We start from the raw sequence: 24511 nt of genomic DNA on the forward strand, positions 1-24511 counted from the left end.
CTCGAGGTGGAAAGAAAAAGCCAAGGGCCATCCCAACCTATGGTTGAAAATGGCCCTTGCGAAGCAAAGTTTTATCGAAGGCTTTTACTGGTCTTTTTTGGCCGTGGTGAATAAGGTGGGTTTGATGATAAGCATGGCCCAGGCCCAGTTTTGTGAGCCTTTAAAATCAACCGGCGCCGCAGCTCCCAATCGTTGGGTTTCCAATTCTTCCAAACCATCTGCGGCAAACAATTGTGAATAGCCCAACTTTAAGGCAAAGCCATTGAATTTTTGGGTGAGCACCAAATCGAGTTCATTGCCCAAGTTGCTTTCACCGTTGGGCGTATCCTCCATCCCACTGAAATTCAAAAATTTGGCGAACAAGGTGGTTTTTGGTCCCAAATTAAATACAGCGCTGGCGTGAATATCCAATAGACCCACACGGTTTACCCAATTGCCCACATAGAAATGGTCCATAAAACCGTTGAATTTGTGATTGGTGCCAAAATGGGGCAAAAAAGCTTCAGTGGCATCGGCGGTTGAGGTGTCGTCACCGCTGATCGTTTCAACACCTATGCCTAAGGTGGTTTTGGGACTAATTTTGTAGGACGCTTCCAATCCCAACAAATATGCCCCATCGATATCAATGCCGGTCAAGAACTCACCGGTTTGTAGAAAGGCATTTCCTTCCAATCCAAATTTCCCTTTTTTGTAGGCCAGGTGGGTGCCTGCGGTGAACGTACTTCGGATATCGCTGACATCACCGGTGGTGGCATCAATTTGTTGAAAACCTAAATTGACTAAAAGTAAGCTCGCACTGAATTCTCCAAACGCTTTCTTTGCATAGAGGTGCTGCATGGTCTTGTACTGAAACGGATTGCCTGAGTTGAATTCAGTACCCGCATTTTTAAATCCAAACAAGGGACCACCTTGGTTGTCCAGATCTTGATTGAAGGCCACGCCAAGATCCAGCATAAATCCCTCTTGGCGGTATTTTATCATGGCCAGATCGTGATATCTGCCTTGCTGTGCCCAATCCAACCCACCAAAATAACGCTGATCATCATACGATAGCACTTGTCGCCCCAGTTTTGTGGACCATCCCTTGCCCAATTGCAGTTCTCCCCAAGCTTCAAAAAGCGCAAAGGAATTGTTGGCATCAATGGGCAAGATTTGGGGGTTTTCGCCCCAAATTTGAACATCCTGGATATTGATGTAAATCTCGTAGGATGGTGTTTTGTATTTGGCACCCAATCTTGCCCTGGTATTGGTCACGAAACCCGCATCGACGCCTTCTTGCTGCAAAAATTGAAAGCCATTTCTATACTCCGATCTAGGCCTAAACTGGGCATCTAAGGTAAACTGTGCTTTTAGGGATTGGGCCAATAGAAATACCAGACCTAGGATTAAAAACTGCTTTTTCATAGGTAAATGAGTTAGTGGTTATTAAATATTTTGATTGATTAATGTTCTAGAAAATCAATAAGGTGTTTTCTGTATTTGTAATAATCGTCATGGTCCAAAACCGCTTTTCTGGAGCGCGGGCGCTCAAAGGCAATTTCGAGTACATCACCAATTTTGGCCCTTGGGCCACTGGTCATCATCACCACGCGATCGGCCAGAAAAATGGCTTCGTCAACGTCGTGGGTGATCATGACTGCGGTAATTTTTTCTTTGTTCCAGATTTCAATAAGGATATCCTGCAACTCCCCTCGAGTCAAAGAATCCAGCATGCCGAAAGGTTCATCCAGTAAAAGCACTTTGGGTTTTATGGCAAATGCCCTGGCGATACCCACCCGTTGTTGTTCGCCCTGTGAAAGTTCGGTGGCTTTTTTATTGAAGGCCAATTCCAATCCTACCTTTTGCAAGTAGTATTTGGCAATATCTTTTCGTTGCCCTTTGGTCGCATGGGGAAATACCCGATTTACCCCAAGCATCACATTTTGCAAGGCTGTCATCCATGGCATTAGGCTGGGCGCTTGAAAAATAACCCCTCGGTCAGGACCTGGCCCTTTAATGGGGTTGCCCAACACGGAAATATTTCCTCCTGAAATCGCATTCAGGCCTGCAATCATGGAAAGCATGGTTGTTTTACCGCAACCCGAATGACCAATGATGGTCACGAATTCCTCTTTAAGGATTTGAAGGTTCAAATGCTCCAAAACCACATAGTCACCTTTTGGGGTCGGGTAGATTTTTTTCAAATCCCTTAAATCCAACATTATTTTTTCCGAGGGATAGCATATGCCGTTCTGGTGATACTTTTTTTCTATTGTTTCTTCTACTTGCATTTTGTTGGGGTATGAATTAGGCCACATCACTTTTTGGACTCAAATCGGGAAGTACATAAACCTTTTTTGATGCTGATTTACGCTCTTCACCAATGCCCATGAGGTATTCGATGATGGCGTTACGTGTCTTTTTATATTCTGGATTATCGTTGAGTTCGGTTTTATCCCTTGGGCGTTCAATATCGATTTTGAATTCGGGCCCTAAAGTGGCGTTTGGCCCTGGGCGGAGGGGAATAATGCGGTCTGCCATATAAATGCCCTCATCCACATCGTTGGTGATCAAAAGTGCTGTTCGCTTGTCCTTGCTCCAAATCTTTAAAATCTCATCTTGCAGGTTGCCCCGGGTAAGGGCATCCAGCGCACCCAAAGGTTCATCCATGATGATCATTTCAGGATTCATCGCCAATGCCCTGGCCACGGCCACACGCTGGCGCATTCCGCCGGACAGTTCTTTGGGCCGTTTGTTGATGGCCGGATAAAGGTTCACCATTTTCACATATTCATTAACCCTGGCCTTTACCTCTTTTTTGCTGTTTTTTGGGAAGGCCTCCCTAACCGCTAGAGCTACATTTTGACCCACGGTCAACCACGGCAACAGCGAATAGTTCTGAAAAATGACCCCTCGTTCGTGGCTGGTGTCCACTACGGGGTCACCTTTAAAAAGCACTTCACCAAGAGTGGGCTTTAAAAGACCATTGATCAAGTTGACCAAGGTGGTCTTCCCGCTTCCCGTAAAGCCTACAATGGCCACGAATTCGCCTTCCTCGATACTTAAATTGATGTCGGCAAGCACCTCGGTTTTGTTTGTGCCTTCACCGTAGGCCTTAGCTATATTTTTTAGTTCCAAATACGCCATGTTGCAGGGTTTAAGCAGTTGCATTTTTATTGAACGACACCGTATTCTGGATAATGAGCATAATCCTGTCCAACAAGAAACCGATAATGCCAATGACGAACATGGCAACAATGATCTTCGAATTCGAATCATTGGCCCCATTTTGGAATTCCTCCCAAACAAAAGACCCCAATCCCGGACTCTGGGCCAAAAGCTCAATGGCAATCAAAACCATCCAAGCTACGGATAATGTGATTCGAAGTCCGGTGAAGATCAAGGGCAATGACGAGGGTAAAATCACCTTGAATACTTTTTGAAGTGGACCCAATTTCAAGACTTTGGCCACGTTGATGTAATCTTTGTCCACTGAGGAAACCCCCATTGCAGTGTTGACCAAAGTCGCCCACATGGCACAAAGACCAACACTAATGAACGAAATGATAAAAGCACTGTCCTGATTGGAATCCTTGGTCATGGTCTTAACAATCATGAACACCAAAAGCAACCAAACTACCGGGGAAACCGGCTTGAAGATTTGGATCAACCAGTTGAAGGAATTTCGGAGCGTTTTGCTCAATCCAATGATAACCCCGATTGGCACTGCAATCAGGAATGCCAGTACAAAACCGGCAAATACGGTTTTGAGGCTGGTGAAAATCTGGTCTACAAATGAGGGCCGCCCTGTATAGGTTATGGGATCTTTGCCCTGGGCAATTCGTTTCTCGTTGATGGCCGCCGTTTTTTCCCTAAAGGCCAATTTATCGGCACTAATGACCTTATGGTCGGCAATCAGGGTATTGAACGAAGCCCAAACTTGAGCAGGTGAGGGCAAGGTGTTGGGTTGACAACTAATGTCTCCTGAGCCGATACAGGCTTGCATTAAATCGGCTGCTACCTGACCTTGTTCGGTCAGTGCCTTTTGTATTTTGTAATCGGCCTCAATAGTGAACAATGCCTTGGCCCCAAAATGCCATAAAACAACGAACAGGATTATGGATACTAAGGGAATCAATAGGTTGCGCACCAGTCCTTTGCCATCCAACCTTGGCAAGGTAAAGTTGATTTTGGACAGGAGTGTTTTGAGCATTCCTGCCACTTTTAATTCTTCTGATTTGTTTACGACCACACTTTGCTTCATGATGATAACTTTAAGAGGTTCTTATAAAGAGGAATCGTCTTTGTTTCCTATTTCAAAACTGTTGATGTAGCCAATGGGGTCCTTGGCATCATAGGTATTGCCATCAATGAAATCTGAAGTGGCGGGTTTATAGCCATCGGTTTCGGGAATATCCATGGCAGGAATATGACCTTCCGTAACCAGCATATGGGCCGCTTTTTTCCAGATGTCCGGGCGGTAGATATCCTTGATGGTCTCTTCATACCATGAAGCGGGTTTGGCTTCTGGAATTTGCCCCCATCTGCGCATTTGTGTTAAAAACCAAATACCATCAGAGTAAAAAGGATAGGTGGCATTGTACTTGTAGAATACATTGAAATCGGGCATGGAACGCTTGTCACCCTTCTCAAATTCAAAAGTCCCGGTCATGGAATTTGCCAGGACCACTTCGTCGGCACCCACATATTGGGGCATGGAAAGGATTTTTACCGCTTCGGCACGATTCCCAGGCTCATCCAACCACTTACCGGCCCTAATCAAAGCTTTGGTCACCGCAATGGCCGTATTCGGATTTTCATCCACAAATTTTTTGGTCATTACAAACACCTTTTCAGGATTGTTTTTCCAGATGTCGTAATTCGTGGTAACGGGTACCCCAATTCCCTTGAATACCGCTTGTTGGTTCCAGGGTTCACCTACACAGTAGCCATAAATGGTTCCGGCTTCCAATGTAGCAGGCATTTGTGGTGGCGGGGTGACCGATAGCAGTACTTCGGCATCGATTTGTCCCTGTACATTGTCAGCGGTGTACATGCCCGGATGGATTCCGGCAGCTGCCAACCAATAACGAATCTCATAGTTGTGGGTGGAAACGGGAAATACCATGCCCATTTTAAACGGTTTTCCATTGTTTTTGTATGTGCTGATTACCGGTTTAAGGGCGTCTGCTTTAATAGGGTGGATAGGTTTGCCATCCGCACTTTTGGGAACGTTGGGCTTCATTTTGGACCATACATCATTGGAAACGGTAATTCCGTTACCGTTCAAATCCATTGAAAACGGGGTCACCAGTTCGGCCTGACGACCAAATCCCGCTCCTGCAGCAATGGGCTGACCCGACAGCATGTGGGAACCGTCCAATTGACCGTCAATAACCCGATCCAACACATTTTTCCAGTTCGACTGTGCTTCTACGGAAACAAAAAGGCCTTCCTCTTCAAAAAACCCTTTTTCCTTGGCGATGGCCAGGGGAGCCATATCGGTCAGTTTAATAAAGCCGAAGGTCAATTGTGGCTTCTCAATTTCCAATGAAGTCGTTGGAATATTGGCCTGAGCGGTTGCTTCACTCTTTTTGGCCTGTTTGCCTCCACAGGCAACAAGTAGTAAGGCAACACATAGGCCTAAGGTTTTTGTCAGTGTTGTTTTCATTATTCAAATTTTTTTAAAGGTGAATACTTGAGTACGAAGCAAACATACATATAATACATACGTATTTATACTTATATTGAAATATAAATTACGTATTTGACGTAGTTTTTGGGAAAGTAAAAAATAACCGCCGTGATTTTGGACAGTCTAAAATTCTTTGACCTTTGAATTGTGAAATCGATAATTATTCAAGGATTGGAATTTGGGTTGAATGCTGACAAACGCACTTTTAAAATAGGATAGGACTTTTAACCAGGTTAAAAAACCTATTATAAATAGGAATACAACACGCGCTGTATTTCCTCATCATAGAAGGAAGCGTGGTCGGCCACTACATCACCGATAACCAAGATGCCGGGTTGACTTACATCGATGGTCTTAAATACCTTTTCCGTGGAATTCAGTGTGGCTGTGATACAATTTTCTGTGGGAAGCGTTCCGTTTTGAATAAGGGCAATTGGGGTGAGCCCCGACCGGTAATCCCTTACCAATTCAGCGATTTGGTGAATTTTTCGTACGCCCATTAAAATCACCAAAGTGGCAGAGGATTTCGCAGCAAGTTGCAAATCCTTGGAAAAGCTACCATCCTTAGTGGTGGCCGTCATGACCCAGAAACTGGTACTGACCCCGCGTTTGGTCAAAGGGATACCTTGACCGCCCGGAACCGAAATGGCACTTGAGACCCCAGGAATGACCTCGACCGAAATTCCGAAGGATTCCAAATATTCAATTTCTTCGGAAGCCCTTCCAAAAACAAAAGGGTCGCCTCCCTTTAACCGTACTACCCTATTCTTGCTGAGTGCACATTCCAGTAAAAGTTTATGGATTTCAACTTGTGATATGCTGTGTTTTCCACTACGTTTTCCTACGTATATATGTTGTGCGCCTGGTTTTGAATGATCCAAAAGTTTTGGATTGACCAATGCATCATATAAAATAACATCGGCTTGTTGAATTATACGTAAACCAGCAATAGTTATCAGGTCTTCACGGCCGGGACCGGCTCCTACCAAAGTCACTTTTTTCTGTATATCCGTTTTAAACTCCATAATCAAATACGGGGGTATTTGCAAAAACCGCAACAAGAATACGTAATTATTTTGATATAATCACATAAAAAATAAGTATTAATACGTAATATTGCTTTTCAAAATCGAAGCAATGCAACGGATAGTAGTCATTGGAAACGGAATGGTAGGGTACAAGTTCTGTGAGAAATTGGTGGGCCTTGCCAAGCCGGGGGCACTGGACATCACGGTATTTGGCGAAGAACCGCGGCCCGCATACGATAGGGTTCATTTAAGTGCCTATTTTGAAAATCGGGATGCCAGGTCATTGGAACTTGCTCCAGCCTCGTGGTACGGCGACAATGGGATTGCGTTGATTACCAACCAGTATGTCAGCGATATTGATAAAGAAAATAAAACCATCCAAACCAAATCCGGCGAAACCCATACCTATGATCAGTTAGTCTTGGCCACGGGTTCTGCGCCCTTTGTGCCGCCCATACAAGGTGTTGAAAAAGATGGTGTTTTTGTTTATCGAACTATTGAGGATTTGGAGGGTATGATGGCCTATGCCGAAAAAGTAAAGGATAAAAAAACCAATGGGAAAACGGCTATTCTTGGAGGGGGCCTACTGGGACTTGAAGCTGGAAAAGCGGTCTTGGACATGGGTTTGGAGCCCCATGTTGTGGAATTTGCCCCCAAGCTTATGCCCCGTCAATTGGATGCCCGAAGTAGTAAAGTACTACAATTGACCTTGGAGTCCCTGGGTATCCATATCCACCTGAGTAAAACCACCAACCAAATTTTGGGCAATGGGGCCATTACCGGTATGGAGTTTGGCGAGGATGACAAACTGGATGTGGACATGCTCATCATTTCGGCGGGAATTCGCCCTAGGGACGAACTTGCTAAAACCTGTGGTTTGGAAACGGGAACACGTGGGGGCATTGTAGTGAACAACAGAATGCAGACCTCAGACCCATCCATTTATGCCATTGGCGAAGTGGCGCTCTATAACCAAATGATTTATGGTCTGGTCGCCCCGGGTTATGATATGGCCAAGGTTGCGGCCAATCAAATAATGGGCGACACCGATGAAGTAATGCCTAACGACATTGATATGTCCACCAAACTAAAATTGATCGGGGTTGATGTGGCGAGCTTTGGAAGACCATTTATGCCAGCGGATAAGGGCCATTCCATCATTTTTGAGAATAAAACAAAACGACTGTACAAGCGTATCAACGTAAGTCATGACGGGAAAACCTTATTGGGAGGAATTTTAGTTGGGGATGCCGGGGATTACAATATTCTTCACCAAATGTACCTGAATGGGATGGCACTTCCTGAAAATGCCGAGGAGTTGGTCGTAGGTGCGCGTGGTGAAGGGGGCGCTGCCCTTGGCAGTGCCATGGATTTGCCCGATACTGCCCAAATTTGTTCTTGCGAAAGTGTCTCCAAAGGTGACATTTGCAATTCCCTTCTAAATGGGGAAAGCAGTACATTAAAGGACATTGTTTCCTGTACCAAAGCAACTACCGGTTGTGGTGGCTGTAAGCCAATGGTGGTGGATTTGGTCAATGAGACCTTAAAATCGATGGGAAAAGTGGTTAAGGAGGTCATCTGTGAACACTTTCAATACACCCGAGCGGAGTTGTACGACATAGTGAGGGTCAAGGGTATTACTTCTTATAACGAAGCCTTGGATACCGTTGGAAAAGGGGATGGATGCGAGGTTTGTAAACCTGCCCTGGCCTCGATCTTTGCAACAATTTATAACGATACTGCCAACAAGGAAGCGGTAATCCAAGATTCAAACGACCGCTTTTTGGCCAATATTCAACGAAACGGATCCTATTCCGTAGTACCCAGGATTCCTGGTGGGGAGATTACGCCCGAAAAGTTAATTGTCCTGGGACAGGTCGCTAAAAAATACGGCCTCTACACCAAAATTACGGGGGGGCAACGTATTGATCTATTTGGGGCCGAACTGAATGACCTTCCAGCGATTTGGCAAGAATTGATCGCTGCGGGCTTCGAAAGCGGCCACGCTTATGGCAAGGCCTTACGAACCGTAAAAAGCTGCGTGGGTTCTACCTGGTGCCGCTATGGAATGGATGAAAGTGTCAGCTTCGCCATCGAACTGGAAGAACGTTATAAGGGGCTTCGTTCACCCCATAAATTAAAAGGCGGGGTCTCCGGTTGCATCCGTGAATGTGCCGAAGCCCGTGGTAAGGATTTTGGCGTTATCGCCGTGGAAGGGGGATGGAACCTTTATGTATGTGGAAATGGTGGTGCAAAACCCAAGCACGCGTTGTTGCTGGCAGAACAAATAGACAATAAAACGGTGATTAAATATCTGGATCGTTTCTTAATGTACTACATCCGTACCGCGGCACCCTTAATGCGAACCGCAGCCTGGTTGGAAAAGCTTGAGGGGGGTATTGAGCAATTAAAACGGATTGTGGTCGAAGACAGTCTGTGTCTTGGGGATGAACTGGAATTGCAAATGCAGGCCTTGGTCGACCGTTATGAATGTGAGTGGAAGCAAGCCGTGGAAAACGATGAAATCAGAAAACGTTTTCAGCATTTTGTGAATACCGAAGATCGTGATGACCATATGGTTTTTGTACCCATGCGCGAACAAAAAAAGCCCGAAGCCTGGGCCACTTAAAACGATAAAAATGGAAGCAGTGTTAGAAGCCTACCAAAGTACGGATACAAACGCAGTAACAACATGGTTCAAGGCGTGTACCGTTAAAAGCATTCCGGAGAATGGCGGAGCGTGTGTAAAATACAGGGACAAGCAAATAGCCATCTTCAATTTTGCGCGAAAAAATGTTTGGTACGCCTGTCAAAATCTATGTCCCCATAAAATGGAAATGGTGCTTTCCCGAGGAATGATCGGTGATGCCGAGGGTATTGCCAAAGTGGCCTGCCCATTGCACAAAAAAACATTCTCATTGGAGAGTGGGGAAAATCTGAATGGGGACTTGCCAGCGATTGCGACCTATCCCGTAAAAATTGAGGACGGATTTGTGTATCTTGGTTTTTCGGAATAAAGAAGTGATTTAAACTTTTTCCATTTGCTAAAAAATTGTCCTTTTTTGCCCATTTTTCTTCTTTTTTTCCTTCCATAGCCCTGCTATGCAACTCAAAAACGCTTTCAAATGGTCAAAAAATGCCTAATTTTCGCCTAAACGCAAAAAGTTTAAATCACTTCAAAGAAAAACCCTTGTCATGGAGGCTTCCCAAAAACTGAGCAAGGCATTTGAATTTTTTGATGCGGCCAATGCCAAAGACCCAAATACCGAAATATTTGAAGGGAAAACCTATCCCAAGGAACTGCTTTATGCCAGGCGGATGACCGCGGTGCTCAACGAATTTGAACCAGAAGCGTCGGAAGCTTTGCAACTCACTGCCCGTTGTCAACATATTTGCCGGTGGGAAATTCCCCGGGAATCGTACGAGATGAATCGGGTAGGCTATTTGCAGTGGCGACAGGAACTGAAAAAATTCCATGCCCAAAAAGCCAGTGACATTTTGGCCAAGATAGGTTACGAAAAGCAGCTGATCGATCGGGTCACCTTCCTATTGCTCAAAAAGAAATTGAAGAGGGATGAAGAAACCCAAACCTTGGAAGACGTGATATGTTTGGTTTTCCTAAAATACTATTACGAGCCTTTTTTGGTAAAACACGATGATGATAAAATCATTTCCATATTACAAAAGACCTGGAAAAAGATGTCCGGGAAAGGACAACAATCTGCCTTACAACTGGATTTCTCCAATAGGGGGGGCGATTTGATAGCCAAGGCCCTGGCGTAATTTATTGCCATGCAACAGACCGAAGAAAAGAACACAAACGGATTACATCGCAGCTTGGATACGGAAACGTTTCTGCGCGTTCGTAAGTGGTATTTGACGGCATTGGCGGCAATTGCCCTAACGGTAATTATTGCCCAAGTATTGATCCAACAACACTTGGATTCCCAATTGGATGATTCACGGGTGATCAATGTAGCGGGGCGACAACGCGCCTATAGTCAAAAATTGGTCAAAGAGGCACTTCAGTTAAGTACAATTTCGGCGTCAGCGCTCGAAAAGGAAAAGGTGTTACAGGAGTTAAAAACCACGCTTTATGTGTGGAAAGTATCACATGAAGGGCTACAAAACGGCAATGATAGTATTGGGTTGCCCAAGGAGGAAAATGCTTTGATACTGGCACTTTTTCAGGATGTGTCGCCCCACCATACGGCCATGGTCGCCTCGGCCAATGAAATTTTGGAAGCTTTTGGCTCAACAAACGATTCCCTGCCCCCAAATATTGAGCCCCAACTCCAAAGAATTTTATCCAACGAGAAACAGTTTCTTCAAAAAATGGATGCCATCGTGAATGCGTATGATGCCATCAGCAAACAGCAATTACAGCAACTGAAGTTGAAAGAGTATATTTTGCTGGGGGTTTCACTTTTGATACTATTGCTGGAGGTGCTTTTTATTTTTAGGCCGCTGTCCATTCAGATACGGGAAACGATAGCCAATTTATTGCAAGGACGGATCCAGTCCGAAGAGGACAATAAAAAGATTAAAAAAATCTTCAAGGAGAAGGAAGAATCCCTCCGGGAACTTCAGGAACTCAATTTTGCGATTGATAATGCAGCACTTTTTGCAAGCATACGAATGGATGGTAATGTAGTATTTATAAGCAAAAAGTTTTTGAACCTATTGGGGGAACGAAAGTTGATAGGAAATGCCCATCTTTCAGAAATCTTGACACAAGACGAAGGGCAACAACAGTATCTACGTGAAATTTTGAGCTCAAGAAGCAAAAACATCCGCACCGAGGAAATCGAAATAACCACGAAAACCAATGAACGTATTTGGTTGGATATGTCCATAATCCCCATTTATCAATCACGTGAGAAGCAGAGCATTCTTATTTTGTGCTCGGACATCACGGAACGCAAAAAACATCAGGATAAAATTGAACAATTGACCAAGCAAAACTATGAGGACCTTATGCAGCAGAAACAGCTTCAAGCGAGCCAAATAGTAGCGGGACAAGAAGAAGAACGCAAGCGCATTGCCAAAGATATCCATGATGGCATTGGGCAAATGCTTACCGCATTAAAATTCAATATTGAGTCCATCGATTCCAAGCAGCAGGAAAAAACCGAGGAAAAAATCACCTATTTAAAGGAGTTGGCCTCGGAACTGATCAAAGGGGTAAGAACCGCCACCTTCAACCTCACCCCACCGGAATTGGGTGACCATGGGATTTTCCCTGCCTTGCAGAAAATGACCCGGGAACTCAGCAAACTTACTGGTAAAAACATCCTATTTGAGAACAAGGTGAAGGATGCCATTCGATTTGACTCGCTGGCAGAGACCAACATTTATCGCGTTACCCAAGAAGCAGTCAATAATGCCATTAAATATGCGGATTCCAATTATATTTTGGTCACGTTGAATTTGACCGATGATTTATTGAGCGTTGTAATTGATGATGATGGCAAAGGATTTGACCCAACTACATTAAAAGGGGCTCCAAAGAACAATAGCGAAGGGGGTATGGGCGTATTCTTTATGAAAGAACGCATTGGGTACATCAACGGGCGATTGTTTTTTAACTCTGCACCAAACGAAGGAACCCGGGTTACCATCAACTATAGATTAAACCAAAAAAAGGAAATGGTCGATGGAACGGAATGAACTCTATCCCGTCTTTTTAAAGGTAAGTGACCTTAACGTACTTATTGTTGGCGGCGGATATGTCGCCGAGGAAAAGTTGACTTTTTTATTAAAATCCAGTCCAAACGCAAGGGTGGAAATGATTTCACCTATGTATCGGGAAGGAACAATTGCCCTGGCGGAAAGGCACAATATAACAATGACCAAGGGCAACTACCGGAGACGTTTGCTGAAAAACAAACACATTGTCATTGCCACTACGAACGTGCCCAAAATCAACGAAAAGGTCTACAATGATTGTAGAAAGCGGGCCATTTTGGTCAATGTTGCGGACAATCCGCCCTTATGCGATTTTTATATGGGCGGTATTGTGACCAAAGGCAATGTTAAAATAGCCATATCCACCAATGGAAAGTCACCGACCACTGCAAAAAGGTTACGCCAATTCTTTGAAGATGTGCTCCCGGAAAAGGTGGATGACCTGGTTAAAAACCTCAACACATATCGGAAAACCCTTAAGGGTGGCTTTGAGGAAAAAGTAGCGACCTTAAATGAACTTACCAAAGGGTTGGTACAACAAAAGGATGCTGATGAAAATTAGGATAAAAGGGAATTCCGTGCGGTTTCGGATATTGAATTCTTTGATCAGGATTTTTTTAAACGGACTTCCTTCTCAATCCCCAATCGTTTCATTTTGGCAAAAAGGGTTTTGTCCTTCATATCCAAAATGGCCGCAGCACCTTTTGGACCACTGACCCGCCAATTGGTTTTCTCCAATACTTTGATGATATAATCGCGCTGCATGGCCTCAAACGATTTGAGGTCTTCCTTGAATTCCGCGGCCCCACCATTCGGAATCCAGGTGCCGGGGTTCAAAATGGTGCCGTTTTCAATAATGACGGCACGTTCGATAAGGTTCTCCAACTCCCTGATATTTCCTGGAAAGGTGTAGTTCATCAAAGCGGCGATGGTCTTTTTGCTCAATCGCTTAAAGGATTTACCGGCCCGTGCGGAATATTTTTTCAAAAAGTATTGCGCCAATAAGGGAATATCGTCCTTGCGCTCACGAAGCGGAATGTTATGAATGGGAAAGACGTTCAGGCGATAAAAAAGGTCTTCCCGAAACTTCCCGTCCTTGACCATTTTTTCCAAATTCCGATTGGTAGCGGCAACAATCCTCACATTGACCTTTTCCGTTTTGGTTCCGCCCAAAAGGTCAAATTCACCCTCTTGGATAACACGTAATAATTTCGGTTGTAAATCCAACGGCAACTCGCCAATTTCATCCAAAAATATCGTTCCCCCGTCGGCCAGGCTAAACTTACCAACCTTGTTTTCGGTGGCCCCGGTAAAGGCTCCTTTTTTGTGTCCGAACAATTCACTTTCAATGAGCTCGGAAGGCAATGTGGCGGCATTCACTTTTATCAATGGCTTTTCCTTTCGTTGACTGTTGTCATGAACGGCGCGGGCCAATAATTCCTTTCCGGTCCCGGATTCACCGGTAATAAGAACTGTGGTGTCCGTAGGGGCTACCTGATTAACTTTTTCAAGCACTTCCCGATATTCATCACTTTGGCAGATGATATTATCAAAATTTACCTCCTGCTTTATCTCCTCCTTCAGGTATTCGTTTTCAATTTCGAGTTGTGTTTTAAGGGATTTAATTTCTTCCAGGGCCTCAAAAAGCGCCTTGTCCCTTTTGTTTTTTTGGGTGACATCCCTAATAATGGCACAGTTCAGGTTTTGCCCTTGATATGTTAAATGGTTTGCGGTTATACTGGCAGGAAATTTTGTGAAGTCCTTTCTCGTGATCAACCAATCCAAATTCAACACTTTCTTTTCGATTAGTTCCATAAAATGCTCCCTCCACCATTCTGGGGTGATTTTTTCATCCAGATCATAGATATAAAAATCATTAAGTTCACTTTTTGCATACCCAAGATTTTTGGGAACGGCCTCGTTGTACTGCAATAATTTGCCATGGATATCCCAGATGTAAATCAAATCCGGGGCATTGTCAATGATCTCTTTGTAAAGTTTTAATCCCAATTCATGTTCTTTTTGGGGGGTGACGTCTTGATAGGTACCAATGATTTTGACGATCTTATCTTTTTGTACAATGGGCTCGGTAACGCAACGGACATATTTTGAATGCCCGGCAACACCATTAATGGTGAGGACCACATCATAAGAGGCACCGTTACGGATGGCCTTGCTCAATAAGGTTTTGAGTTCCTCCGATTCCTGGAACAAATGGATTACTTTTCCCGGTAAGAGGTCTTCTTTGTTATCGGTTTCAAAAATCTCAAGGGCCTGTTTGGTAACCACCAGGGAGCCGTCCTGCAGGTTCAGTTTCCATCCTCCAACATTGGCCATCCGTTCGGCATGGTTCAATAGATTCTTGTAAAAGCTCGATTCGGAAATGTCGTTGACAATGGCCGCTATGATTTCTTTTCCATTATTTGAGAAAAAATGGGAAGAAATCTCCACATCATAGAATTCTCCCTTTTTGGTTTGATGAACAGCCTTAAAGCTATACACACCTTCCTCGCGTACTTTTTGCCAATGGGTTTGCCAACTATCCTGCGTAGAGGTGGGATTTATATCAAATATGCTAAGCTTTTCAACCTCTTTTCGGGTATAGCCGAGACGCTTTAAAAATTTGCTGTTGGCATAAATGATCTTGCCGGACTCATCCATCCACATAATTTTATAAGGAAGGTTTTTAAAAAATTGCTCCCGGAACACCTGAAAAGGAATATCCTCACTCATTTGTTTAAAGTTTTTGCTGTTAAAATAAACATAATATTTCTCATATAACAGAAAAGTCTACAATTAGGGATAAAAATTTAATTCTGCAGATCCTTTTAAAATATTGTTTTTCAGATAGATACATTTTTGGCACAGCATTGGCCTATAGTATGGCATCAAAAAAAAACAAAAACGTGAAACGAAAGGATTTTTTACAACAGTTGTCTTGGGGAGGGATTTTAGCCGCACTTGGAGTGGGCAACTATCTCAAGACCTCGGGCCCTTCTTCGGATCATGGAACAAATGTCAAACAAATAGGATTTAATCACATTAAAACAATGGAAACAAAAACAGCAACTACCGTATTACATAAGGCAGATACCAGGGGTAAGGCCAACCATGGTTGGTTAAAGTCCCACCACTCGTTCAGTTTTGCCAACTACTACAATCCCGAGAGAATGAATTTCGGCGTACTTCGGGTATTGAATGATGACGTGGTCTCCGCAGGAATGGGTTTTGGTACCCATCCACACAACAATATGGAAATCATCTCCATTCCGCTGGAAGGCGATTTGGAACACAAGGACAGTATGGGTACTTCCGCGATCATTAAACAGGGCGATGTACAAGTGATGAGTGCAGGAACCGGAATCCTTCACAGCGAATACAACGCCAATAAGAACAAAGAGGTAAAATTTCTCCAAATCTGGGTAGTTCCCAATAAGCAGGGAGTTGAACCACGATATGACCAGATTACCCTTAATCTGGAGGACAGAAAAAATACGTTACAACAGATTCTTTCCCCCAATGCGGATGATGCCGGGGTATGGATCCACCAAAACGCATGGTTCCATATGACTTCCCTGGAAGAAGGCAACTCATTGCATTATCAAGTGAACGATGCCAAAAACAATGGGGTATATGCCTTTGTCCTTGAAGGTAAGGTGACCATCAATGGCCAACAACTGGAAGAAAGGGATGGCTTTGGACTCTGGGATATCGAAAATCTGGAAATCTCAGCCGATGCCAATACCGAGTTGTTACTGATGGAGGTCCCCATGGACCTTTAAAAAAGAGTTGAACAGTTATCCTATAACCAGAAAGGATTAAAAATGGGAACCATTCGATTAATAGAAACCTGTAGGGATTCAACTGTACTGAAACAAAACGAAACTTAGGACTGTACAATCGCCTTAGGAGAAGGTTTACCTCAACTCCACTGCGCAAAACAGTTTAAGGACCAAAAAGAAAATTTAAAACACGTATAACAGTCAAAAATGACACTAATTAAACTTAAAATGAGAACCTTTAATGTATTCATGTTAGCACTATTTGTAAGTGCCCAAACCTTTGGACAATGGACGCAATACGCCCCAAATCCAGTAAATGATCCGGCAAATGCAGCGGAGCAAGTATTACATCCAGGAAACCATGCCTTGCTTCTTATCGATCATGAAGGTCAAATGGCATTTGCGGTAGAGTCGCAGCCTATTGAGGAATTGCGCAACAATGCCGGTTTAATTGCTGGCGCATCAAAACTTTTTGAAGTGCCCACGATTATTACCACAGTGGCCGAAAAACAGTTTTCGGGCCCGATTTTCCCAGAAATCAGGGAATACTACCCCGATGAGTCCACCTACATCGATAGAACAACAATGAACTCTTGGGAAGACAAGAATTTTGTGAAGGCCGTTGAAGCTACTGGAAAGAAAAAGCTCGTAATGGCGGGCCTTTGGACGGAAGTATGTATCAATCTTGCTGCCTTGTCGGCTCTTGAAGATGGTTACGAAGTCTATGTTATCTCCGATGCCTCTGGGGCGGTATCACAAGAAGCACATGACATGGCCATGGCGAGAATGATCCAGGCCGGAGTCATTCCGATGACTTCAATGCAATATATGTTGGAAGTCTACAGGGATTGGGCGCGCTCCGATCAATATATACAAGTGAACGAGCTTGCCAAAAGATATGGTGGGGCCTATGGTTTGGGTATTGACTACATCAAGACCATGCAAAAATGGGCCAAAGAAGGCGAAGGCAATCATTAAAAACAAAACCCGCTATCGAAAAACAAAGCCGATGGCGGGTGAATTTAATTTGCCCTGAAATAGCGAAACAAAAATCATTCTAACGAACACTTGCATTCACCATAACAATTATCAAAAAACACCATGGAAAAATTAAATAAAAAATACATCGATCGCAGGAACTTTCTTAAAGGATCGCTTGCTGCCGGAGCCTCTACCCTTGTTATGCCCTCTTTACTTGGAAATGGATTTTCCCAAATTAAAGGGTCTGCTGATTTAGTGGTAAGAAATGCCAAGGTAACCACTATAGACCCCAACACCCCTTCCGCAGAAGCATTTGCCATTAAGGATGGGGTCTATTACAGGGTTGGTTCCAATAACGCCGTCTCTGAACTCATAGGGCGAAAGACCAAAGTTATTGATGCAAAAAACCATAGGGTAATACCAGGTTTAAATGATTCCCACACCCATGGTGTTCGTGAAGGATTGCATTACGGTTTGGAGTTGCGATGGGATTGGGTTACTTCTGTGGAGGAAGCCCTGGCCATGCTCGCCGAAGAGGTTAGACATACACCAAAAGGACAGTGGATAAGAGTGGTTGGCGGTTTTTCATGGGAGCAGTTCAAAGAAAAACGCATGCCAACCTTAGAGGAAATAAATAAGGTGGCCCCTAACCATCCGGTTTATATTTTTTACCTCTATGCCTACGGCATGCTGAACAAAAAGGCCGTTGAAGTCCTAAACTATGATAGTGAACCCATTGACCTCTACTACAAAGGAAGGATAGAAAAAGACAGATATGGTAGGGCCACGGGTATCATTACAGCGGCCCCTTCTGGCTTGATCATGTATAAAACATTGACCAAACTACCTGCAAAATCCAAGGAACAACAAATACTGGGTACCCGTCATTTTATGAATGAAATGAATGTATTGGGCCTTACCTCTATTTCTGATGCCGGAGGTGGCGGTATGCAGTATCCTGATGCGTATGACGTCATAGGTGATGTCCACAAACAAGGGCTGTCTACAGTAAGGGTTGGCATCCACACTTTTCCTCAAGTTGGAGGACGTGAATATGAGGACTATAAAAAGTGGATAGGGATGATAAAACCGGGTGATGGTGATGATATGTACCGATTCATTGGTGGGGGTGAAAATATTGCATGGGCAGCCTATGATTATGAAATTTTTGCCCAAGAACGTCCTAATCTGGAATCCAATGTCAAGGAAGTTGCCATGCCTATTTATAAACTATTGGCCGAGAACAATTGGCCTTGGAGACAACATATCACATACAACGAATCGGCAGAGATCCTATTGGATATTTATGAAGAGGTTGCAGCAGCTGGTGATGGCAAGCTTCCAAAGGGCACATTTATCGATCATGGCGAAACTTTCTCTGAAAAAACGCTGGAACGTATCGCCAAACTCAACATGGGCGTGGCCATTCAAAACAGAATTGCTTACCAGGCCGAAGACTTCGTCAAGAGATATGGAGCAGCCAAATTAGCGCAAACCCCACCAATCAAAAAGATGTTGAAAATGGGCATTCCCGTTGGTGGAGGAACCGATGCCACTCGTGTTAGTTCGTACAACCCATGGTACTCAATCCATTGGTTGGCCACAGGGCAATCCAGGGGAGGAAGACAGATGTATGGGGAAGATAATATTCTGACCAGGGAGGAAGCCATCAAATTATGGACAACGGGATCTGCGTGGTTTACTGGAGATACAGGGCGCAAAGGAGCCATTAAAGAAGGGCAATTGGCCGATTTTACCATCCTCAACCAGGATGTTATGGAAGTGCCGGATGCCTTGATACCCCGCACGCATGCCAAGTTGACCGCTGTTGGGGGTACTGTAGTGCACGCATACGATGCTTTTGAAAGGTATGCACCGGCTCCCCTACCAGATGTTGCGCCAGATTGGTCTCCGCTATATCGTACAGGGGACTTTAGAAAACTGTATTTGAGTTAAACATATTCTTTAAAACAACAATTTATAAAAATCATATACTATGGAAACAGCAATAAAAACAAAATGGAATTTAGATACGGCCCACTCGGAGATTGGGTTTAAGGTAAAACACATGATGATTTCGACGGTAACGGGCCACTTTGAGGATTTCAACGCCACCGTGACCACAGCATCGGATGATTTTAAGGATGCGGAATTTGATTTCGTGGCAACCGTAGGGAGCATCAACACCAAAAATGCCGATAGGGACAACCACTTAAGGTCAAATGACTTTTTCAATGCGGAGGCGTATCCTGAAATGACCTTTACCTCCACGGCCTTTGACGGCGAAAAAATGATGGGCGATCTAACCGTTCGTGATATCACCAAAAGCATTGCGTTGAATGTGGAATTTAACGGCATAGCGGTTGACCCTTATGGCCAAACCAAGGCTGGATTTGAAATTACCGGCACGCTGAACCGAAAGGATTTTGGCCTTGCCTGGAGTGCGGTTACCGAAGCGGGAAGCGTTGTGGTTGCCGAACAGGTAAAATTGGTCGTTGACCTACAGTTCATTCAAGAATAAACCAAATCCAAAACGGGCGGTCCTTGACCGCCCGTTTTCTTTAAATCGAATCACCAATGAAAATGAATCACCCGCAACGCCGGGATTTTCTAAAAAAAATGGGGTGGTCCACTTTGGGGCTTTCCGCCCTTCCCCTCGCAGCCACATCGGTCAGTGCGTGTAAAAACGGAACCGGTCCACAGGAAACAACAGGAGTCAAATCGAGCGGCAATTTGGCCGTTCGAAGGAACATCGCCGACATTCCCGTTGATGATGCGGAGATCAAAGTTTTTAAAGATGCCCTCAATATCTTAAAAAAGCGTTCGGAAGTTTCACCCCTGGATCCGTCCGGATGGCAGGCCCAGGGTATGTTGCACGCCACTTTTTGTGCCACCAGTATTTATGCCAACCAAGTACACTACAATTGGTATGTATGGCCCTGGCATCGTTTGTATCTCTGGTCCATGGAGCAGAAACTACAAAAAGCGGTGCAAGAACCAACCCTGGCACTACACTATTGGGACTGGACCAAATTCAATTATATTCCGGAACACTACTGGGGAGATGAAAGCAATCCGCTGTACAATGTGACACGAATGGTAAAGGCTACCGATGAGGTTCCCAAGGATTTTATCAATGTTGGTGCTGGATTTCGGGCGGAACACTACAAAACCTTTGGAGGTTATCCAGCAATCAAAAAACGCGGCGAAGCCCAATTGGATGGTTTGGCGGAGCAATCGTTCCATAACAATATCCATAACTGGATCGGCGGTCAGATGGCCACTTTTACCGAATCCGGTTTTGACCCCATTTTCTACGCCCACCATGGTAATTGCGACCGTATTTGGGAAGCTTGGCAAACCTACAGCCCAAACAATACGTTGCCGGAAGATGCGGAATGGTTGGAAAAACGTTTGTTCGCCACTGATGGAAATGGCACGCCGGTAGCTTTTAAGATCAAGGAGTTGTTGAATACCGAGGATTTGGGCTATACCTTTCACGATCTGGATTTGAACCCAACCTTCTGTAACCCCTATGAGGAAGCGGACAAACCTGTTCGGGAAGCTTCACAAGTGGACTGTGTAGCACCGTTGAACTTAAATACGTCACAGACCGATGCCATTTATACGGAAATGGTGAACAAGGAGCGTACCCATGTGATCTTACATTTTGAAAGGGCCCAATTGCCCTATCAACCCTACTGCGCGCGTGTATTTTTTGAGTATGATGGAAATGGGGAACGCCAAAGCAAGTACACCGGTACCTTTACCATCCTGCCCATTTTAGATCTGGATAGTGTTTTGCTCCAAAACGGGGTGCATTTGCAGATAGAAATTGAGAAGGACATTGCCGATGCCATTGAGGCCGAAAAAGACATCCAAGTAGTCTTTCAGCCGGTGCCGCTGCCCAATCGAAATATCCCTGACGAAATATTGAAGTTGGAGAACATCTCCCTAAAACTGAATTATGAGGACGCCTAGTGCAGGACTTTGGATAGGATTTTTCCTGGTCCTTCTTTGGTCTTGCCAAAATACTATTGGTGATGCCACCGAAGTACCCCCCGTTTTGGGGCAAGCTTCGGTGGAACTTCCCAATTGGAGTCCGTTGGTGACTCAGACGGGGGCAGTTTATAGGAAATCGACCCAGAAAAAAATTCAGGTAGTGGACTTCTTTTTTACGGGTTGTCCAACCATTTGTCCCAAAATGACCAGCCATTTGGTAACGGTTCAAGACCATTTTCAGGGCAATGGACAGGTAGAGATTTTGTCCTTTTCCATCGATGGTGCCAATGACACTCCGGAAGTACTATTGCGTTACGCCAAAAATTATAACATCAAAGAAAACCAATGGAAGTTATTGACCGGAAATCCGGAAGGGATTTTTGCCATTTCAAAAGGGTACAAGGTCATGGCTTATAATGATGAATTTGCTGGAGAACGAAACCTGGTTCATGATGGCACTTTTGTCCTGGTCGACCACAATCAACAAATACGTGGCTACTATGATGGACTGGATGATGCGGATACACAACGTCTCATAACCGACATTGAAAAACTATTAAAAACACTTTGAAAATGAACGCTTTAACATTATTTATAAAAAAATCAATTGCCACGACCGATTCCAATACGCGTTCGGGGTTGGGGCTTTTGTTCTTGAGGTTTTTTGGAAGTTTTGCACTTATCAGAACCCACGGATGGCCAAAGTTGATGGATTTGGAGGGGACCATGGCACATATTCCCGACCCTACAGGTTTTGGACCGACTTTTTCTGCTTACTATGCCATTTTCGCCAATGTATTTTGCGCTCTTTTGGTCATGTTGGGTCTGTTTACGCGATGGGCTTCCTTTGCCGTAATTTCAATTACCCTTAGTGGTCTGTTCATAGTTCATGCAGCTGACCCGGCAAAAGTTCAGGATACCCCTTTGATTTATTCCATAGTGTTTATTGCGCTCATCATTTTGGGTTCGGGCAAATACTCCCTGGATGCCATAATTGAGAAGAAAATCAACCAATGAAAACACAGCTCTTTTTCGTCATTTTCGCCATTGTTGCCGGAGCGGTTTTACCACTTCAAGCAGGGCTTAACGTACAGTTGGGCAAATCGGTCCACCAGCCCATTTTTGCCGCTTTTGCCTCCTTTTTGATCGGTACCGTAGGATTACTGGTTTACCTCTTTGTCTTAAAATTTGATTTTTCGACCATTGCACAGACCAAAACGGTTTCTCCAGTGGTATGGATAGCTGGGATTTTGGGGGCATTTTATGTTGCCGCAGTCATCATTTTGGCACCACGTTTAGGCGTGGCCCTGACTTTTGTTTTGGTAGTTGCAGGACAAATGGCGGTATCCCTGGTGGTGGACCATTATGGACTTCTGGGCCTTCCCGTAAAGCAAATCAATTGGCAGCGATTGTTTGGGGTACTTCTCTTGGTCGCTGGCGTTTTATTGATTCGGAGATTCTGAAGTGAAGACCTTATCTCAAATAGCTACTGTTTTCTTTGGCGCTGTTTTATGGATGCAGGCGCAAGAAGAAGGTAAAAAAGTACTTGATTTTAGTTTATTGCGGCAGAATGATGTCATTGACATTCCTTCCGATGGGAAAAACGGCCTTTATGAAAATTTAAAGCAAATCGAAATCGGCAAGGAAAGTAAGCTAAGTTTTGGGGGCAGTTACCGGTTTCAATCGGAAGCGTTTATCAACGAGGAATTCGCAACGGAAGTGGACCAGGATGACATTTGGTTTTTGAACCGGTTCCAGTTCCACTCCCATCTAAAATTTGCCAATACATTCGAATTGTTTGCAGAGCTGAATTCCAGTTTAATGACCAGCAAACAAAACCTGGCTCCCGTTGACCGGGACGAGTTAAGTTTTAACCAGTTGTTTGCACAATATCATTTCAATACCAATTGGCGTATGTTGGTAGGCCGTCAAAACATGCGCCTGGGAAGCGGCCGTTTGATTGATGTTCGGGAGGGACCAAACGTTCGGTTGTCATTTGATATGGCACAATTGCAGTATCAGGACCAAAACAGCGAGCTCACCACTTTTTACGCTGTTCCGGTTCGGGTGGGACAATGGGTATTTGACAATGAGGCGCTCAATTTTCAGGAGTCGCTGGGCGCGGTTTACTGGACGCAACATTGGAACCGCAGAACGAGCACGGATATCTACATGATTTACAAAGAGGAGGAAGCCAAAACCTGGGATTCGGGTACCGCCGATGACAATCGACTGAGTTTGGGATTGCGACATTTCGGGAATTGGAACAAATTGAGGTACAACAATGAATTTGTATTCCAGACCGGGCGTTTTGGTGAGCAGGACATCAGGGCATGGACGGTCTCCTTCAATATTGAACATCCCTTTTTGGTGACGAATAGTTCCATTGGACTGAAAACAGAGGCCATAAGTGGCGACACCAGCAATACGGATACGACCCTAAATACCTTCGATGGGCTCTACCCAAGGGGTGCTTACTTTGGCCGTGTGGCCCGAATAGGGCCTTCCAACCTATTTGATATCCATCCGTATGTTGACATGTCCATGGGACGTTTCACCTTTCAGTTTGACTATGTCGCTTTTTGGCGGTTGTCAAGACAGGATGGGGTGTATGGTCCGCCATTGAATTTGCAATACCCTTCCGTAAATGAAGAACGATTTATAGGACATCAACTCGGTTCCATAGCAAGTTTTGAAGTAAATGGTTTTATTGCTTTGGAGTTGGAGGCCAACGTTATTTTCCCAGGGGCTTTTTTGGTGGAAAGTGGTTTGGACAATACCTTGTTCCATGCCGTTTTTACCGCAGAGTTTAAGTTTTGATCCCTGGAAACCAAGGACCACATCAAAGACAAAGTATTTCCCAATACCCTCACCCACAATTTTAAGGGATACAAAATTCTGTATGTCGATATGGTAAGACGATTGCTAAAAATAGCTCGAGGCCTCGAATGACCGTAAAAAATGATGGGAACGGCAACAAAAAAGGCGCTCAAATAGGAAAAGCGGACGTAATACCAAGCGAACGGGATTTAGCTCCTTTATTCCGGAAGACACTGTTTTTGTTGGGAAATCTTCCAGGACGATAAAGGGATTGATGCCATGATAACGGACAACATCATGCTTTTTAAACCATTTGTTTTACAGGTATTTGACTAAAAGAAAATGGTTGTAAACGACTATAGCTTTTTGATTCCAAACCATTCCCTTTGCGATAGCAATTCGTACTGAACCGCCATTCATCCCATAGGTTCCATTTAAACAAGCATTGTTTAACGGAATACAACCAAGCAGAAAGCAATAATCTTCTGTCTTTGGTCAAGGGAGGAAGGGATGGGTACTGGCGTTGTACACAATGA

At 44.3% G+C, this 24511-nt stretch carries 21 protein-coding genes; 14 read left to right on the forward strand and 7 right to left on the reverse strand.

The genetic code is table 11. The annotated features are described in order from the left end of the window. Positions 1-84 precede the first annotated feature (84 nt). The 6 genes from L0P88_RS10470 to cobA all read right to left on the reverse strand — a co-directional run bounded on the left by L0P88_RS10470 (position 85) and on the right by cobA (position 6699). Positions 85-1404, reverse strand: a complete 1320-nt coding sequence (locus L0P88_RS10470) for an alginate export family protein (RefSeq protein ID WP_247134514.1) — start codon at positions 1402-1404, stop codon at positions 85-87. A gap of 38 nt (positions 1405-1442) precedes the next feature. Beyond that, a complete protein-coding gene (locus tag L0P88_RS10475) occupies positions 1443-2270 on the reverse strand; it encodes an ABC transporter ATP-binding protein (protein ID WP_247134515.1) in 828 nt (275 codons plus the stop codon). 16 nt (positions 2271-2286) lie between these two features. Continuing rightward, positions 2287-3126 carry an ABC transporter ATP-binding protein gene (locus L0P88_RS10480; RefSeq protein WP_247134516.1) on the reverse strand — a complete coding sequence of 280 codons (840 nt, stop codon included), beginning with the start codon at positions 3124-3126 and terminating at the stop codon, positions 2287-2289. 10 nt (positions 3127-3136) lie between these two features. Beyond that, on the reverse strand, positions 3137-4243 hold the full coding sequence (locus tag L0P88_RS10485) for an ABC transporter permease (protein WP_247134517.1): 1107 nt from the start codon (positions 4241-4243) through the stop codon (positions 3137-3139). Positions 4244-4264: 21 nt separating this feature from the next. Next, complete coding sequence (locus tag L0P88_RS10490; protein ID WP_247134518.1) at positions 4265-5650, reverse strand: CmpA/NrtA family ABC transporter substrate-binding protein; 1386 nt, start codon at positions 5648-5650, stop codon at positions 4265-4267. A 269-nt stretch (positions 5651-5919) separates the two neighbouring features. Beyond that, complete coding sequence (gene cobA / locus L0P88_RS10495) at positions 5920-6699, reverse strand: uroporphyrinogen-III C-methyltransferase (protein WP_247134519.1); 780 nt, start codon at positions 6697-6699, stop codon at positions 5920-5922. Between the two features lie 112 nt (positions 6700-6811). Here cobA and nirB point away from each other — a divergent pair, with 112 nt between their 5' ends. From nirB to L0P88_RS10520, 5 genes are all read left to right on the forward strand, one after another. Then, positions 6812-9331, forward strand: coding sequence for a nitrite reductase large subunit NirB (gene nirB / locus L0P88_RS10500; protein WP_247134520.1), 2520 nt, complete (start codon positions 6812-6814; stop codon positions 9329-9331). 10 nt (positions 9332-9341) lie between these two features. Further along, on the forward strand, positions 9342-9719 hold the full coding sequence (gene nirD, locus L0P88_RS10505) for a nitrite reductase small subunit NirD (RefSeq protein WP_247134521.1): 378 nt from the start codon (positions 9342-9344) through the stop codon (positions 9717-9719). Between the two features lie 178 nt (positions 9720-9897). Continuing rightward, entirely contained in the window at positions 9898-10485 is a 588-nt protein-coding gene (locus L0P88_RS10510) for a DUF4202 domain-containing protein (protein ID WP_247134522.1), read from the forward strand. 9 nt (positions 10486-10494) lie between these two features. After that, positions 10495-12372: a type IV pili methyl-accepting chemotaxis transducer N-terminal domain-containing protein gene (locus L0P88_RS10515; RefSeq protein WP_247134523.1), complete on the forward strand. Its 1878-nt coding sequence runs from the start codon at positions 10495-10497 to the stop codon at positions 12370-12372. Further along, positions 12359-12952: a bifunctional precorrin-2 dehydrogenase/sirohydrochlorin ferrochelatase gene (locus L0P88_RS10520; protein WP_247134524.1), complete on the forward strand. Its 594-nt coding sequence runs from the start codon at positions 12359-12361 to the stop codon at positions 12950-12952. Before L0P88_RS10515 ends, L0P88_RS10520 begins: the two co-directional genes overlap by 14 nt. A gap of 44 nt (positions 12953-12996) precedes the next feature. Here L0P88_RS10520 and L0P88_RS10525 read toward each other — a convergent pair whose 3' ends face one another. After that, positions 12997-15123: a sigma 54-interacting transcriptional regulator gene (locus L0P88_RS10525; protein WP_247134525.1), complete on the reverse strand. Its 2127-nt coding sequence runs from the start codon at positions 15121-15123 to the stop codon at positions 12997-12999. Between the two features lie 317 nt (positions 15124-15440). On the opposite strand from L0P88_RS10525, the gene L0P88_RS10530 reads away from it, so the two are divergent. The 9 genes from L0P88_RS10530 to L0P88_RS10570 all read left to right on the forward strand — a co-directional run bounded on the left by L0P88_RS10530 (position 15441) and on the right by L0P88_RS10570 (position 23975). After that, positions 15441-16172, forward strand: a complete 732-nt coding sequence (locus L0P88_RS10530) for a pirin family protein (RefSeq protein ID WP_247134864.1) — start codon at positions 15441-15443, stop codon at positions 16170-16172. 228 nt (positions 16173-16400) lie between these two features. Continuing rightward, entirely contained in the window at positions 16401-17150 is a 750-nt protein-coding gene (locus tag L0P88_RS10535) for a hydrolase (RefSeq protein WP_247134526.1), read from the forward strand. A gap of 123 nt (positions 17151-17273) precedes the next feature. Next, positions 17274-19109, forward strand: coding sequence for an amidohydrolase family protein (locus tag L0P88_RS10540; RefSeq protein WP_247134527.1), 1836 nt, complete (start codon positions 17274-17276; stop codon positions 19107-19109). Between the two features lie 40 nt (positions 19110-19149). After that, a complete protein-coding gene (locus L0P88_RS10545) occupies positions 19150-19674 on the forward strand; it encodes a YceI family protein (protein ID WP_247134529.1) in 525 nt (174 codons plus the stop codon). 56 nt (positions 19675-19730) lie between these two features. Further along, positions 19731-21134, forward strand: coding sequence for a tyrosinase family protein (locus L0P88_RS10550; RefSeq protein WP_247134530.1), 1404 nt, complete (start codon positions 19731-19733; stop codon positions 21132-21134). Further along, positions 21121-21726 carry an SCO family protein gene (locus L0P88_RS10555; protein ID WP_247134531.1) on the forward strand — a complete coding sequence of 202 codons (606 nt, stop codon included), beginning with the start codon at positions 21121-21123 and terminating at the stop codon, positions 21724-21726. Before L0P88_RS10550 ends, L0P88_RS10555 begins: the two co-directional genes overlap by 14 nt. A gap of 2 nt (positions 21727-21728) precedes the next feature. Continuing rightward, positions 21729-22172: a DoxX family protein gene (locus L0P88_RS10560; RefSeq protein ID WP_247134532.1), complete on the forward strand. Its 444-nt coding sequence runs from the start codon at positions 21729-21731 to the stop codon at positions 22170-22172. Further along, positions 22169-22618 (forward strand): DMT family transporter, encoded by a 450-nt coding sequence (locus tag L0P88_RS10565; protein WP_247134533.1) that lies wholly within the window; start codon positions 22169-22171, stop codon positions 22616-22618. Before L0P88_RS10560 ends, L0P88_RS10565 begins: the two co-directional genes overlap by 4 nt. A gap of 1 nt (position 22619) precedes the next feature. Beyond that, complete coding sequence (locus L0P88_RS10570) at positions 22620-23975, forward strand: alginate export family protein (RefSeq protein WP_247134535.1); 1356 nt, start codon at positions 22620-22622, stop codon at positions 23973-23975. The last annotated feature ends 536 nt before the right edge of the window (positions 23976-24511 follow it).

It is taken from the genome of Muricauda sp. SCSIO 64092 (assembly GCF_023016285.1).
Lineage (GTDB): Bacteria > Bacteroidota > Bacteroidia > Flavobacteriales > Flavobacteriaceae > Croceivirga.